Source organism: Larkinella knui, from assembly GCF_003858645.1.
Lineage (GTDB): Bacteria > Bacteroidota > Bacteroidia > Cytophagales > Spirosomataceae > Larkinella > Larkinella knui.
Genome location: NZ_RQJP01000007.1, coordinates 189,529 through 204,701, shown reverse-complemented (window position 1 = coordinate 204,701; position 15,173 = coordinate 189,529). Strand labels below are relative to the sequence as shown.

Genomic DNA, 15,173 nt, shown 5'->3' with positions numbered 1-15,173 from the left:
AACATCAAAACCTTATTTTTTTTGATTCACCGACATTTTCTGCCTCTCAGGGCCTGGCTGCTGCTTTTCCTGCCTTTGGCGGGCTCGTTCGGCGCGTTGGCGCAGTCGGCGGAAGCCCTGCAACGGGAGGCCAATGCCCTCTACCGCACCGAGCCCGCCAAGGCCCTCCGGCTCTTCGGGCAAGCGCGGCAACTGGCCCTCCGGGCCGGACAAGCCGACCGGGTCGCCAACATCCGTGTGGACGAGGCCACGGTTCATTATGCCATGTACAACGACTACCGCCGGGCCACCACGATCTGCCGGGACGGGCTGCAACTAAGCCCGCTGGCCGACAGCACCCGGTTTAAGCTCTGGGCCAGCCTCGGCGAAATGTACCACCAGCGGAATCGCCCGGACTCCCTGAATTGGTTCTGGCAACGTGCCGATTCGGTGCTCAACGCACAACCGGCCCTTGAAAACGACATTTTTCCCTATGCGGCCGCTTTCTGGGGCAACCGGGGTACGGTTTATTTTGAGCAGGGAGATTACCGGCTGGCGGAGCGTTGTTTTCAGAAACGGCTGTTGCTGCTAACCCATCACAGCACCCCGACCCGCCAGGCTATCGCCGAAAACCAGTTTGGTTATTTCTACCTCAAAACCGGGCAACCCGTTCGTGCCGATTCCTTCTTTGTGTCCTCATTGCAAAAACACCGCGCCCCTGACCTTACGCGGGGCTGGTTACTTCTGGGTTTGGTTGACTGCCGACTGCAATTCTCTCAGGCAAAATCGGTGCCTGCATTGGTGCAGGAAGGAATGCAAATAGCCAAACAACTCGGGAAAGATGGCACCGAACTGGCGGGTTACCTCGATGAAGCGTTTGGAAAATACTGCGTACAGAAACGGCAATTTCAAACCGCCCATACTTATTTCCAACGGTCATTGGCAGCGGGCGAAAAGTTAGGTAATACCAGTCGCTTGGCATGGCGTAGTTACACGGCCCTAAGTCGGTTGGCCCAGCAAAGGCTCGATGCACCCGGCGCACTGGCCTTTACCCAGCGGGCTATCCAGCAGGCCAGCATCCGGTTTCGAAGCGCCGATCTGAGCCAGAACCCCGCCCCCAATGATTTTTTAAATGGACCTGACCTCTTCGAATCGCTCTGTCAGAAAGCCCGCTTGCTCCGAACGGCGCGGGAAATACCCAACCACCTGCACCTGGCCGACCAGACGTTTGAGCGGGCCTTCGCCCTCAGCGACCTGTTGCAAGGGTCCTACAGTTCGGAACTGACCAAATTATTTGTGCAGGAAAAGCTCCGGCCAGCCTACCGCGTCGCTGTCGCTGTCGCCTACGCCCGTTACCGACAACAGCCCGGACCCGCTACCCTCGCGACCCTGTTGCACCGGCAGGAACAGGGCAACGCGTCGGTCCTGCACGAACTGCTGCAAACGTTGCAAAAACCGTATGCCAACGCCCCTCCGCACCTGATCGAACAACTGCAACGGGCCAAAAGCCGGTTAGCAACGGCCAAAACCGCCTGGAACGAACGCGAGCAGGCGAGCACACCTCAACCCATTGATACGGAACTGGTCAACGCCGAACTGGCCTGGAGTCGCGCCTACCAGAAACTACAGCCCTACAACCAGCATACGCCCGCCCAACCCAATGAACTAAAGCGCATGCAAAGCCGCCTGGATCGCCAAACCGCCTTTTTACAATACAGCCTTACGCCCGACTCGTTGCTGCTAACGGTGGTGAAGGCCAACACGGTTCGGGTTCGGATGTTGCCCATTACCGGCACCGAGCTGAACCGGCTGAGTGCCCTCCTCCGGCGCGAAGCCTACCGCAACCCCGACCCATTTCAGTATGCCGGTCAGGCAACCGCGCGGGCCCTGTTCGATCGACTGCTCGCTCCCGTCTGGACGGATTTACAAGGCATGAGCCGACTGGTGATCGTGCGCGACGGTCCGCTGCATTACCTGCCCTTCGAGGTGCTGGAAACGGGTCTTCGGCCTGATGATTACCTCCTGCGCTATGCCGCCATCACCTACGCCTACTCGATGCGTAGCACTACCGAAAGCAACCTGTCGCCCCCGGTAGGAAATCCGTCGGTGTTGAGTATGGCCCCGTTTGCCGTCACGAAAAACGGACTGGCGGCTGTCCGCCAACGCGGCTATGAACCGTTGGCCGGATCGGAACTGGAAGCCGACGTCTTGCCCGGAACCCACTCAACGGCCGATAACGCCAGCAAAAGCACTTTTCTGGCTCTGCTGCCCCAGCACCAGTTGCTGCACCTGGCAACACACGCCGAAGCCAGCGACACCGATCCCGGCAATTCCTACATCGCGTTTTTCCCCGCCGAATCGTCACACCGGCTTTATGCGCATGAACTGGATCTGCTGGATTTGCGGCACATCCGGCTGGCGGTACTGAGTGCCTGCCGCACCGGAAGCGGCCATTTCCACGAAGGCGAAGGACTCCTGAGCCTGAGTCGCGCCTTTGCCTCTGCCGGTTGTCCGCAGGTGATCACCTCGCTCTGGAATGCCCACGATGGCACCACGGCGACCCTGACGCGGCTTTTCTACGACGAACTCCGGCGCGGCCAACCGACGGATGTGGCCCTGCAACAGGCCAAACTCAGGTTTCTGGCCGTACAGACGAATAATGGCGCGTTCACCCCGCCCCATTTCTGGGCTCATTTGATTCTGATGGGCAACCACCAGCCCGTTTACGCCGGCTCGTCAGCGTGGCCGTGGGGCTGGATGGGCATTGGCGCGGTGGTTTTACTGCTCACACTAACGTATGTGTATTACCGTTACGATCACTTGCGTTAATGCGCCAGTTTCTGCCAGCGAATTTGCCACCACACTTTCCAGCGATCCGTTCGGTTGACAGGGTAAACAGGCTCCCCCGACTGGGCGAGCAATTGAAACGTCGCGTCGGCATTATCGGGCTGGTTGTTAAGAAGATAAGCATTCAGCAGGTGCCACTGCACGGCCTGCCGGAAGTACGGTCGCAGGCTGTCAGCCCGCGACAGCGTCTCCAGGTTCGTAATGGCCATTTCGGGTTGTCCATTGGCCAGAAACGCCTGAGCGTCGAAAAAGTCGCGGTAAAACGCCCGTTGCCGGGGGGTCAGGTCGGTTTCCTGCAAATCGTCGCCCGACGCCCGGTAGCGCTGGGTCAGCGTCACATCGTCGCGGTAGATTTGCAGGTCAACCCGGTCGAACGTCAGGTAGGCCAGCCCCAGCCCGATCAAAACCACCCCAGCCGCCACCACCCGGCCCAGTCGCCACCGGCGGAAGGGCCGACTATGCGCCAGTTCGTGTTGAACGGTTTTCCGAACGGTATTTTCCAGGCTCAGGATCCGCAGGGCCTGGTCGGCGGTTTGGAGCCGCAGGGCGGTTTCCCGGAATTCGGCATCGCGGGCCAGTTCCTGTTCAAAAACCAGCCGCTCGGCAGCCGGTAATTTGTTCTGATAGTAGGCTTCGATCCATTCCCATTGTTGCACTTGATCGGTTGGTCGCATAACAGATGTGGTTTGTGAGTGACGGGCCGAAACCCCGCTCATCGTGTGTTTTCAGTAAATGATCCATCCGGTTTCAGGCCGTGTTTCTACAGGCTGATTATTCAGTCGGGCCGGTTTTTTTCCTCAATATCTCCCCCAGTCGCAGCATACAGCGGTATTTCCGCACTTTGGTAGCCTCCATCGTGATTCCCAACAGGTGGGCAATCTCTTCCATGGAATAGCCTTCCCAGTAAAACAGCTTCAGCAGTCGCTGACAGGCCTGACCCAGCCGGGCCATCGCTTCCTCCAGATCGGAAAGCCCGTGGTGTTCGGTCAACACGGCATCGGTTCGTGAATCATGGAGATCGTCGGGTACGGTAACCGACCGTTTTTGCAGCGTTCTCAACCATTTATTCCGCACAATGCTGGCGGAATAAGCATCCAACGGTACACCGTGCCGAACCTCATAACTCCCCGACCGCATCTGCTGCCAAACGGCCACCACCGTGTCCTGCACCACATCATCGATATCCGAACGGGTTCCACTGTTGCCCAGCACCATTCGCCGGGCAATAATTCTGACGCGCTGGGTCAGCAGACGGATTGCCGCAGCCAGTCGGCGCGGGTCATCGGAACAAAGGTCTTCGTAGAGCTGTAGGTCCTGGCTGGTCATGCGGAAGCGGATCAGGTTTCATACCCATATTCCGCAATAGCCGAGGAATGTAACATTTTTTTCAGGGGGGTTGTGATTTTTTTTTCGAAGCCGGGCATACACCCTCGAAACCCTGCTTCGAAAGCTTTTAGCGGACGTCCCGGAGCCGGTTTTCACCAACCAATAAACGACCCGTAACAGGGTTATCGACCATGCAAAAGAAAGCCAACGCTTCGGCGATGGGCTGGCTGGGCCTGTGCGGATTGGTGGTGATGCTGGCGATGAGTGCCTGCGAATCGGTGGCGGTTGAACCCGCTCCGGCCGAAACGCAGCCCACTGTCCGCGTGACTTCCGCCGACGACGACGCACCCGAGCACCCCATCAAGCCGCCCGGACGGTAAAACCAGCCGCTACATTACGGGAGTGTAATGTGGCGGCTTTTTCTTTACTTTGTGGCTCAACCGTTCCCGTTCCTGATGGCTGCCCCCCCGAGCACTCCCGACGACCAAACCTTGTACCTCTCACAGATAGAACCGGTTATCACCCAAACGCTGGCGACAGACTTTTCCTTCCTCCCGGAAACAGCGATTGACCTGATTACGAGCAAGACGCTGACGACGGCTCTCCACATCCGGCGGGTAGCCACCAAACAACGACTGAACCGGGATGCCTTTGCGAAACGCCTGACCCGGGAACAGGCCCAGGTCTGGCTGGCCGTACACGGCGACGCCCGAAAGCAGGCTGCGGCCATGAACCAGATCATGGCCGAAAACCGGGCGACGGTCCAGCGGTTTTTGAGTACGTACACCTTTCGGACCACCGACCAGGAAGAAGATGTGCTGAACGAAAGTTTCAGGACCTTTTTTGAGATGATCAACCACCAGAAACCGGTAATGGCGCTCATCGCAACCGTGGTCAAGGGCGTGGCCCGCTTCAAGGCATTAAAACAGGTGGGCATCAATCGGAAGGATTCGTGGCAATGGCTCGAAACGCCTTATGAATCGGACGGCGACGACGACATCGGAACCTTCGACTACCCCATGCCCCCCGACGAAAACCCGGAACCGGAAAGCATCGACCTTCACCTGCGACTGGAAGAAATTTTTCTGGAAAATACCGCACCGGGTGGACCCGATGACTTCAGACCGGTTCTCAAACGAATCGATTTTGGCGAACTCCAGCGCTCCATCGCGGATTGTTTCAAGCAGCTACGGGACCGCCGGCAACTGTTGCTGCGATTCAAATACGCCTTCTGGAAGGGCTATGACCAAGGGCCCCTCAGCGACGAAGCCATAAACAGCGATCAGGCCCCGCTCAGCGACGAAGCAATAGACAGCAGTTTCGACAAACTAAGCATGGAACAAATTGCAGAACTGGCAGGCTATAAGGATGCGCACACCGCCAGCGTACGGCTCAAAGAAACCCGGCAAAAGATTTATGATTGCCTGAAACGCAAACTGAACATTACTCCCGCAGCCCGATGATTACCGACGATAACAAATGGACCTTTATCGAGGCATTTCTGGCCGGAAAACTCGATGCGTCAGCGCAGGAACTGGTGCGCCGGAAAATGGATGAAGACCCGGTTTTCCGAACCGACGTGCTGATTCAACAGGCCCTTAACCGCGAAATCGAAGCGCAGCAACAGGCCGAAGAACGCGATCTCGTGGCGAAATTCATGGCCAACCGGCCGAAGCCCGGCATCGTCAGGCCGCTTCCGGTACCCATACCGATCTGGCGACAAACCTGGGTGCGGGCCGCTGCCGTCATCGCGCTGGTGATGGGCTTAGGCTGGGTGTTCTTTTACAACCGGCAGCCGGAGACGCTGGCCGTGCAGATCGTGTATGACCAGCGGGGTTTGGGCATGGCCGGCGACAGTGCCAGCCAGCAAACGACCTTCCCGGTCGAATTCAACAGCCGGGGACCCGCCGGGGGTGAATACAGCAGCGGTGCCAACGGCATCCGGCTGTACTTCCCGGACCTGCCCGCCAATGCGAAGCAATGGACCCTGCGCGACGACCCGCAACAGGGCGGCTATCTGCTCAAAACGCCCGAAGGCCCGACCTACCAGTTGGATAAAGATACGTTTGGAGCGCGCAAACCGCTACAGCCTGTCAACTAGGCTTAGGCTCGGCAGCGACCCAACTCGTCAACCGGTTGTCGCGGTATTCCAGAAAGAGCCACCGACTGGCTTTTCGAAACCCGTAAAAAACCGTGCCCCGCGCCCCGGTTATGGTCGTGGTCGGCGGGCCATACCGGGCAAGCTGACCGGAAGAACTGCCCATCGGAAGCCCTTTCAGCGCCCGGCGACTGCTTTTTAACACCCGATAGATCCGCACCGCTGGTTTGTCATGGGTCGCCGATTCGAGCGCCAGGGGTATTTCGTAGCTCGTCAGCGAATCCGTGCGGGCCACCTGCCCACCGCCGGGCAATACCATCACGGGCAACTGGCGGGCCGGGGCCAGCTGTGCGGGCCAGGCCGGGAGTGAAGCCGGTTTTTCCTGCTTCCGGTTCTGGCGGGCGGCCACCTGATCAAACCACGACAGCCAACCGGATTCCAGCCCTTTCAGGAAATACGCTTCGTTTTCTCTGGCCCGAAACGCCCCTTTTGCCACCGCCATTTTGAACGATTTTCGGGCTTCGTCATTCTGGCCAAGATCGGCCAGAACGATGCCCAGCATCAGCTGCTCATTGGCCGACTTCGGCAACGGCGCATTGCCCAACGTTTGTCGGGCCTGCTCAGCGTTTCCAAGCAGATACTCCGCAATGGCCAGATTGAGCCGGGCCGACTGGTGGGTGGGCTGTTCGTCCAACGCCGTTTTAAACAGGTAGTGGGCTTCGGTCAGCAGTTGTTCATACCGCAGCGGTTTGTCCCGGCGGGGCAGGGTCAGGAGCCGGTTGTCGCTGTCGAACTCGATCGGAAAGGCAAACCGCAACCGGGGAGCCTCCCGGGCCGAGGGCATCCGCGCCAGTGCCTGATTCAATTTACTGGCTCCCAGATTATTCCGCGTGGTGACGTCTGGATACCGGGTGATCAAGGCGTCGAAGGCCCGGCTGGACGCTGCGTAGTCGCGCATCAGGTAGCTGATTTCGCCGATTTCGAAGAGTTGCGCCAATTCCTGCACCCGGGCAGCGGTGTCGGCAACCATCCTGAGTCGTTGATTTTTGGTGGGATAACCCGGGATCTGATCGGGCTTTTTAAAGGTTCTGTAATACGCTTCGTAAACCGCCGGGGCTATCGAAAAAGCGTCGTATCCCGCCAAATAAGCCATAAATATTCCCGAACGGTCGGCGAGGGCTTCCAGATTTCTGGACGAATAAGCCGCATCCGTTGGCATGACGACCGGTGAAAAGAAGCCCTGTTTGCTGCCGTGCCGGTATTGAAAATGGGCCAGCTCATGCCCCAGCAAACAGGCCAGCGCCACTTCGGCATTGGGCCCGAAGGTGGCACAGAGCGTCAGAACATCGTCCCCCAGTTCGATCCGGGCCGGGTTTCCGGGCTGGTAAAGCGCATGTCCATCGATACCGGTTTCCCGGCGCGGCAGGAGCTTCAGCACGGGCGCATCGGGCGGGTTGCCCATCGTTTGCAATAACCGGGCATAGACCCGGAGCAGCCTACCCGTCTGGTCGACCGGTTTTTTCGGAGGTGAACCGGAAAACAGCAGGCTGGCTAGCAGCACAATGGACATCAAAGAAGACTGACCCATGATAAAATATTTTCCGGCGAACCTGTTACATTTCTTTATTCCGCAAGAATAACCAAATGTAACACAGACTACCAGCTGTTTTCCGATTTTTATCCATACCTGTTCATACGGCACCCGGCCTCAATCCGTACGAAGCCGGGTGCTTTTAACCGACTGGTTGCTGGTTAACTCCTATGTATTGTATAAAATTAACGCTGATTATGCTCCGCTCTTTCTACCTCCTGATCGTCGTTGCCATCCTTTTAGGATTCACCAGTTGCCAGCAACTAAGCCCAACCGATTCGCTCAAAAGCCACATCGACGGAACCATCAACCAGTTCGACAACGACATCGCGTTTGTGGCTTCATTGATCCCCTTTGCCAATTTGGAAAATCAGCTTACCTTACCGGATAAAGAACACCCCGAACAGATTACAACACTGAACGACCAGTTGAAACAGTTGGATGAGCACATCCTGGCCGTCGAAGCCTACGACCAAACGACCCAGGGAATCAAAGAGGAAATGCTGGTGCTCTGCCGCCAGGCCCAGCAACTGACGGCCGACCTGACGCAAGCCATCCGGGAGGGCGAAGCGATTGAGGAAGATGCCGCCGATTTTGGTCTGCTGGACCTCTTCGACATTCCCCTGAAAAAAGAAGCGCTGGAACAGAAGTTTGGTCAAATCACGCTGCGTACGAAGTCCCTTTCCGATGCCCTGCGGGACTGCAAGCTGCACATCAGCACCTACGAACAGTCGCTGGCCCGGCGGTTTCGGCAGCAGATCCGGCAGGTCGACAGCCCGCTTCTGTTTTTGGTCACCAAGGCCGACGAGCAGGAACTGGCGCAATACGCCATGACGCGCCTGGAGCAATCCATCGCCGACCGCTACCAGCAGCGTCACCGCAACGACCGCAATGCGGCCCGCTACACCCAAACGTTTTCCACGAAGATTCTGGCCAATTACGCCGATGCAAACCTGATGGCCAACCTGCAACCCATGAACGGATCGCGATGAAAGCATCGACTACGCTGTTTTTTTTTCTGCTGACTTTTTGCGTTCAGGCCCAGAAGCCGACGCTGGTGGTGCCGGTTGGGCATACGGATTGGGTTAATTCAGTGGTTTTTTCGCCTGATGGCCGCTATGTTCTTTCCGGGTCTTCGGATCATACGTTCAAATTGTGGGAGGTCACTAGCGGAAAGCTACTACGGAGTTTTGATGAGAGGGGCAGCGTTTATTCCATCGCTTTTTCACCTGATGGGCGCTTTATTTTGTCGGGATCTGTTGAGCTTAAACTTTGGGAAGTTACCACTGGGCGGTTGCTGCGACGGTTCGAGGGGCATACCGGTAGTATTTTTGGTGTTGCTTTCACCCCGGATGGCCGCTATGCCTTGTCAGGGTCAAGTGACAGCACCCTTAAATACTGGGAGGTGAGCAGTGGAAAATTGATCCGGAATTTTCGAGGCCAACTAGGTAAGGTTACGTCTATCGCTTTATCCCCCGACGGTCGCTATGTGTTGTCGGGGTCACGTGATAATTCAATCAAATTGTGGGAGACTACTAGCGGTAACTTATTGAAAAATTTGGGAACCCATTCAAAAGCGGTTCATTCCGTTGCCTTTTCTCCCGATGGTCGTTATGCTTTATCAGGCTCACAGGACGGCACTGTTCGAATTTGGAAAATAGATAGCGGGAAAATGTTTCAAGATTTTAAGGGACTTAAGGGCTCCTCTCGTTCGGTGGCATTTTCACCTGATAGCCGCTATGTGTTGTCGGGGGGGTTCAACGGATTAAATATACTGGAAATTAGCAGTGGGAAGGTACTCCACAATTTTGAGAAAGGTACACAAATTAACTCCGTAAGCTTTTCCCCCGATGGTCGCTATATCTTGTCGGGCGATGTGAATAATAATCTGAGTCTATGGGAAATCAGTAACGGAAAGCGAATTCGACAGTTCAAGGGCCATGCCGATGAAATTTATTCTGTTGCTTTCTCCGCTGATGGCCACCGTATCATGTCAGGTTCATCCAGTGTCTGGGAAGTTGACAAGGATAAAACAGTACGACTATTTGGAAGGAAAAAGAAGGACCCTTTTCCTATTTCTTTTTCCCCTGATGGCCGTTATTTTGTAGAGGGGCTCCTTCTCGAAAATCTCAAACTTTGGGAGGTCAATACAGAAAAGCTACTCGGAAGATTTGAACAATCCAGATCTCCTGAATCAGTTGCTTTTTCCCAAAATGGTCAATATGTCTTGGCCGGTTTAGGAGATAGTACGCTCAAACTCTGGGAGGCTACTACGAAGCGGTTTATACGAAATTTCAAGGGACATGCGGGTAAGGTTACTTCTGTTGCTTTCTCCGCTGATAGTCGTTACGCCTTAGCAGGAGCTAGCGATAACAACATGTATCTATGGGAGGTTACTAGTGGCAGGCTAATCCGACGATATGAAGGGCATACGGGGGAAATTTACTCCATCGCATTTTCACACGATGGTCACTATGCACTGACGGGGTCTGAGGACAAGACGGTTAAACTCTGGGAAATCAGTACGGGCCGGTTGCTTCGTACGTTGGGAAAGCACATGGACGCGGTTATGTCGGTCGCCTTCTCGCCTGATGGCCATTATGCCTTGTCGGGGTCATGGGACAGGACGGCTAAACTCTGGGAAGTCGGAACAGGCAACTTGTCTCAAATCCTTAAAGGCCACAAAAATGCCATTAGGTCTGTTGCTTTTTCTCCTGATAGTCGCTTTGCCTTGTCGGGGTCTTTTGACAATACGACCAAACTCTGGAACGTAGCCACGGGCAAGGAACTCGCCACGCTGATCGCCGTTGACTCCACGGATTGGGTCATTACTACTCCAGCCGGGCTATTTGATGCCACGCCCGGGGCAATGCAACTGATGCATTATGTAGTTAATGACTCGACCGACCATGATGAGCCCTGGAAAGTCATCGAGTTGGACCAACTCAAACAGCGCTACTACCAGCCGGGTTTGCTGCCTATTCTGATGGGTTTTAGCCAAGAACCGCTCCGCCAGGTGCCAGCCTTCGAGGACGTTGCCTTGCCGCCCAGCATTCAACTTTCCTTGAAAGGCGACGAACTCACCGTCAAACTCAAAAACCGCAAGGGCGGCATCGGGCCGGTTTCTGTTTTTATCAACGACACCGAAGTGGTTGAGGATTTGCGGACGAATCCCCGGAAAGATGCGACCCAGACGACGCTGGCCCTCAAGGTGTCACTGGCCCGGTTTGCCAATCGCTTCGATACGCTGAACACCATCCGGGTGGTGGCCGCCAACGGGGCAAGCTGGCTCAAAAGCCGCCCCGCCGAAATCCCTTACCGAGTTGTCAGAACGACGCGGGGTGGCAAAGCCGAGCATTCTGCCTCGGCGGGCGAGCGCAAAACCGTGCGGTTGCGGGCCGTCGTGGTCGGCACCTCCAACGTCGGACTGCGGTTTGCCCATACCGATGCCGAGCAGCTTGCGAATGGCCTGCAACTGGCCGCCACCGAACTCCTCGGCCCGGCCAATGTAACGGTGCAGTTGCTCGTCACAAAGCCGGGTAGCTCCTCCCAAACCACCAAAGCGGATATTGTGAAGGCGTTGGAAGCGGCCCGGCAAACCCGCCCGGAAGATCTGTTTGTGCTGCATCTGTCGGGCCACGCCATCAACTACGGGGGCCAGGACGGCGATCTGTATTACCTCACCGCCGGGGCCACCTCGGCCGACGCCAGCTACCTCAACGATCCGGCTATTCGCCAGACCTACGCCCTGTCGAGTCAGGAACTTACCCGGTATCTCAACCTGATCCCGGCGCGTAAAAAGTTGCTGATTCTGGATGTATGCGCGGCCGGAAAGGGAGCCGAAAAGCTGCTCGTGGCGGCCCGCGACATTCCCGCCAGCCAGATCCGGGCACTGGATCGACTCCAGGAGCGAACCGGTTTTTATGTGCTGGCCGGTTCGGCGGCCGATGCCGTCAGTTATGAAGCCAACGTGTATGGGCAAGGGTTACTCACCTACGCCCTGTTGAAAGGCCTGCGGGGGGCGGCCCTGCGCCGGGAGGGCACCGAGGAGTTTGTGGACGTGGAAAAGTGGCTGGGCTACGCCGTCGAGCAGGTTCCTCTGCTGGCCAGAGACATCGGTGGCATTCAGCAGCCGTTCTACCGGGGCATTCAGAACCAGCGCACGTTCGATATAGGTCGGGTGACGGAGGAGGTAAAAGCTAAAATCCGGATATCCGAACCCAAACCGGTGCTGCTGGTCAAAAGTTTTCAGGAAGAAACGCAGATCGACGACGTGCTGGATTTCAAAAGCAAGGTCGAAAGCGCGCTGAACGACCTCATTGCCACGCGGGGTGCCGACGCGCCGGTGCTGACAATGGATGCCAAAGAGTATCCGGGGGCCTACACGCTGAGCGGTCGGTACACACAGCGGGGTGAAGCGGTGGCGGTATCGTGCAAAGTATTCCGGGCTGCCGTTTCGGTGGGCGAATTTGTGGTAACAGGAGCAAAAAGTAACCTGACCGACCTGGCGCAGCTGGTGCTGACCCGGGCGCAGGGCGTGGTGAAACCGTGAGGGTTCAGGCGCGTTTTTGAGGGCAAATGGCGGGCGTAACGCCCGGGCAAAAAAGGTTGTAAAAATTTTCGGGGTGGGTTGTTACATTTTTGCCTCCCCCCTGAATAACCTACTATAACAACCAAACATTTGTCAAGTACCATGAAAAAATCCGCTGTTTTCGCCCTGATGTTGACCCTGCTGAGTGCTTCTCTGTTTGCCCAGCAAGCCCCGGCCACCAAACCCGAAGAAACTGACAAACCCGCCGTACCAACCACGCCCCAAACCCAGAAAGTGGAGGACTACAGCGCGGCCCTGAACCTGGCCCGCTACGGCTACACCACCAACAATGCATTGTGCCTGATTACGGCGGCCGAGATGATTTATCAGCTCGGCGTAACGCCCCTGCCCGCCGATGCCCGCCAAAACCCATCCAAACCAGCCCCGGCGGATTCCAAACCCGCGAAACCCGATCTGGCCAACCCCGAACAACTGCTGACCGATGCCCGTCGGCTGGCCAAGGGCGACGCAACGGTGCTGGCCCTGGCCAACCGGGTGAAACCGGCACCGGCCACGCGGGGTGCCGTTGGGGGTCCCAAACGCAGCACCACCAGCGTTTCCGCCAACTCGGTCGATGTGTTTTACATCCGGTTTCGGGGGTATGAGTCGGCGATTGTGGCACTGCAGGGTGATGGCGACACGGACCTCGATCTGTACATCTACGACGACAATGGCAACCTGGTTGCCCGCGACGATGACTACACCGACGGCTGCGTGGCCTCCTGGACACCCCGCTACACCGGTCTGTTCACCATCCGCGTCAAAAACCGGGGGACCGTTTACAACCGCTACACGCTGGCCACCAACTAGTCTTCCGAACCCCATCCAAAACGAACACGACCATGAAAGACCTATTGGTTCTCGTCCTGCTGACGGCCGCGCTGCTCGTCGGATGCAAAAAGGAGGAGAAAGTAGACCCCGCCCCTGATCCCGTTCTTACTCCGCAAAAAGTTACCGGCTCGTGGGTCGCGGCCCAGGGGGGGGGCGGGGGATTCAATAATTTTGACTCCTTTAAAAATTACCAGTTCAATTTTGAGGTCAAAGACGCGAATCAGGATGTGTTGGTAGAACTCATTTCGCCGACCATCAATGTGCAGTATGCCTTGTTCGATCCGCTCGGACAACGGATGGATGCCAGTGGACAAGAGCGAAGTCTTTCGAGGTTATATAAGCAACTGGGTGCGGGCAAATACCGCGTGGTCGTAACGGCAGATCGCCGGGCCGTGGGCAATTTTGAGCTAACGATGCTGGGTGTGAATGGAAAACCGGTCCCTATCCCGTTTGCAACCCTGCAAACGGGCACCCAAAACTGGGGAAAACTGGGTGGCGGTGGAACCGAGTTCACTTTTAAAAACCACTTTTACACCGTCGACGTCACCGAGGATAATACCACCGTAGATATCGAACTGCTTTCGGCCGATACCGATATTTCACTGTATGTGTACGATGGCCTGGGGCAGCGGGTGGCCTACACCAGCGGGGGCCGCTACAAATACATCCTGCAAGCCACCCGAAAAGGGAGCTATACCGTCACCGCGGGCACCCAGAACCGGGGCGATGTTGGCGATTATCAACTCAATCTGTTTGGAAAAGTAGCCAATCTGAAACGCATTGAGTCGCAGGTGACGACGGTTACCGGGAAATGGGATACCAGCTCGCCTACCAGCACGCTCTTTCCCTATGAGCCCTACAACACGTATTCGCTGCAACTGACGGCGACGAATTCGCCCCTGGATGTTGAATTATCATCGCCGGATATCAACGTTGATATTCGATTACAGACCAGTGTCGGCAATCAGATTGCCTACGCCACGAGCGGCACGCGCAAATCTATCTACCTGGTTGCGGAAAAAGTCGCCCAGGGATCCTACCGAATAAAAGTATCGGCCTACAGAAAAGAGTATGGGAACTATACGCTGACCGTGCACGGTCAGTTTGCCGATTTGAAGAAAATTTAACCCCTTAAACAAGTCACTTATGAAAAAGTCTCTAACCGTATGGCTTATGTTGCTGGTCCTCAGCCTATCGGTGACCGTTCGCGCCCAGACCAAAGCCGTAAAGCAGGCTCCGGCCAAGACCCCGGCTAAAAAACCGGCTGCGCGTCCCGCCATCACCCCCGCTGCTGACCGGTCCAATTCGGAGAAGCTTCCCCAAAAAACCACCCCAGCACCCCCGCCACCTCCGCCAGCCCCCGCCCCTCCGACGGCAACGGCCAGACCGACCCGAAGTTATGCCAAAAAATCGGGCGGTTCGGGCGGCTATGGCTACCAGAAAGGCGACAACCTGCTGAACATCGGCGTCGGTTTGTCTTCGTATTATTACGGAAATCCCATCGGGATCTCGTATGAAGCGGGTATTGACAAAGACTTCAGCGTTGGCGCGCAGCTGGACTACAACGCCGGCAATTACGGAAACTATTACTACAACAGCTCCCGCTGGCGGTATACGGCTACATATCTGGGCGTCAGAGGGTCGTTCCACGTCAACCGCCTGCTGAAGCTGAACACCCAAAAGGTGGATCTGTATGCCGGGATTGGGGTTGGCTACCGCAGCTTCCGGTGGAACGATTCCAGTTATGGCTACGGCTATGACTACCGCAGCGGCCTCTTTCTGAACTACTTCATCGGTGGAAAATACTACTTCACCAACAAGGTCGGCGCGTTTCTGGAATTGGGCTACACGGGCCTGTCCTCGGCGCGGGTGGGGATTTCGGTCAAGTTTTAGAACGATCAAACCGTTTT

Annotated in this window: 12 protein-coding genes and 1 pseudogene; 9 read left to right on the top strand and 4 right to left on the bottom strand. The window is 56.5% G+C overall.

Annotation, left to right across the window (positions count from 1 at the left end; genetic code table 11):
* The first annotated feature begins 21 nt into the window (after nucleotides 1–21).
* Nucleotides 22–2,808: a CHAT domain-containing tetratricopeptide repeat protein gene (locus tag EHT87_RS29350; protein WP_124910349.1), complete on the top strand. Its 2,787-nt coding sequence runs from the start codon at nucleotides 22–24 to the stop codon at nucleotides 2,806–2,808.
* Here the strand turns inward: EHT87_RS29350 and EHT87_RS29345 are convergent.
* The 3 genes from EHT87_RS29345 to EHT87_RS29335 all read right to left on the bottom strand — a co-directional run bounded on the left by EHT87_RS29345 (nucleotide 2,805) and on the right by EHT87_RS29335 (nucleotide 4,516).
* Nucleotides 2,805–3,500 (bottom strand): hypothetical protein, encoded by a 696-nt coding sequence (locus EHT87_RS29345; RefSeq protein ID WP_124910348.1) that lies wholly within the window; start codon nucleotides 3,498–3,500, stop codon nucleotides 2,805–2,807. The two genes, EHT87_RS29350 and EHT87_RS29345, sit on opposite strands and share 4 nt — an antisense overlap.
* Nucleotides 3,501–3,597: 97 nt before the next feature.
* A complete protein-coding gene (locus EHT87_RS29340; protein WP_124910347.1) occupies nucleotides 3,598–4,152 on the bottom strand; it encodes an RNA polymerase sigma factor in 555 nt (184 codons plus the stop codon).
* A gap of 127 nt (nucleotides 4,153–4,279) precedes the next feature.
* Nucleotides 4,280–4,516 (bottom strand): hypothetical protein, encoded by a 237-nt coding sequence (locus EHT87_RS29335; RefSeq protein WP_124910346.1) that lies wholly within the window; start codon nucleotides 4,514–4,516, stop codon nucleotides 4,280–4,282.
* Nucleotides 4,517–4,607: 91 nt separating this feature from the next.
* On the opposite strand from EHT87_RS29335, the gene EHT87_RS29330 reads away from it, so the two are divergent.
* Both EHT87_RS29330 and EHT87_RS29325 read left to right on the top strand, forming a co-directional pair.
* Complete coding sequence (locus EHT87_RS29330) at nucleotides 4,608–5,615, top strand: hypothetical protein (RefSeq protein ID WP_124910345.1); 1,008 nt, start codon at nucleotides 4,608–4,610, stop codon at nucleotides 5,613–5,615.
* Nucleotides 5,612–6,253: a hypothetical protein gene (locus EHT87_RS29325; protein WP_124910344.1), complete on the top strand. Its 642-nt coding sequence runs from the start codon at nucleotides 5,612–5,614 to the stop codon at nucleotides 6,251–6,253. Before EHT87_RS29330 ends, EHT87_RS29325 begins: the two co-directional genes overlap by 4 nt.
* Here EHT87_RS29325 and EHT87_RS29320 read toward each other — a convergent pair.
* Nucleotides 6,246–7,838: a tetratricopeptide repeat protein gene (locus EHT87_RS29320; protein ID WP_124910343.1), complete on the bottom strand. Its 1,593-nt coding sequence runs from the start codon at nucleotides 7,836–7,838 to the stop codon at nucleotides 6,246–6,248. The two genes, EHT87_RS29325 and EHT87_RS29320, sit on opposite strands and share 8 nt — an antisense overlap.
* A 200-nt stretch (nucleotides 7,839–8,038) precedes the next feature.
* Between EHT87_RS29320 and EHT87_RS29315 the strand changes: the two genes are divergently transcribed.
* The 6 genes and pseudogenes from EHT87_RS29315 to EHT87_RS29295 all read left to right on the top strand — a co-directional run bounded on the left by EHT87_RS29315 (nucleotide 8,039) and on the right by EHT87_RS29295 (nucleotide 15,156).
* A complete protein-coding gene (locus EHT87_RS29315) occupies nucleotides 8,039–8,833 on the top strand; it encodes a hypothetical protein (RefSeq protein ID WP_124910342.1) in 795 nt (264 codons plus the stop codon).
* Nucleotides 8,830–10,218, top strand: a pseudogene (locus EHT87_RS31910) (cytochrome D1 domain-containing protein); the annotation flags it as partial. The gene EHT87_RS29315 and the pseudogene EHT87_RS31910, both read left to right, overlap by 4 nt.
* Complete coding sequence (locus EHT87_RS31905) at nucleotides 10,219–12,393, top strand: caspase family protein (RefSeq protein ID WP_229321456.1); 2,175 nt, start codon at nucleotides 10,219–10,221, stop codon at nucleotides 12,391–12,393.
* Between the two features lie 141 nt (nucleotides 12,394–12,534).
* The gene (locus EHT87_RS29305) at nucleotides 12,535–13,242 is read left to right on the top strand and encodes a hypothetical protein (RefSeq protein ID WP_124910340.1); all 708 of its coding nucleotides are present in this window, start codon (nucleotides 12,535–12,537) and stop codon (nucleotides 13,240–13,242) included.
* A 32-nt stretch (nucleotides 13,243–13,274) separates the two neighbouring features.
* The gene (locus EHT87_RS29300; protein WP_124910339.1) at nucleotides 13,275–14,390 is read left to right on the top strand and encodes a hypothetical protein; all 1,116 of its coding nucleotides are present in this window, start codon (nucleotides 13,275–13,277) and stop codon (nucleotides 14,388–14,390) included.
* A 19-nt stretch (nucleotides 14,391–14,409) separates the two neighbouring features.
* Nucleotides 14,410–15,156 carry a hypothetical protein gene (locus tag EHT87_RS29295; RefSeq protein ID WP_124910338.1) on the top strand — a complete coding sequence of 249 codons (747 nt, stop codon included), beginning with the start codon at nucleotides 14,410–14,412 and terminating at the stop codon, nucleotides 15,154–15,156.
* Nucleotides 15,157–15,173: the final 17 nt, after the last annotated feature.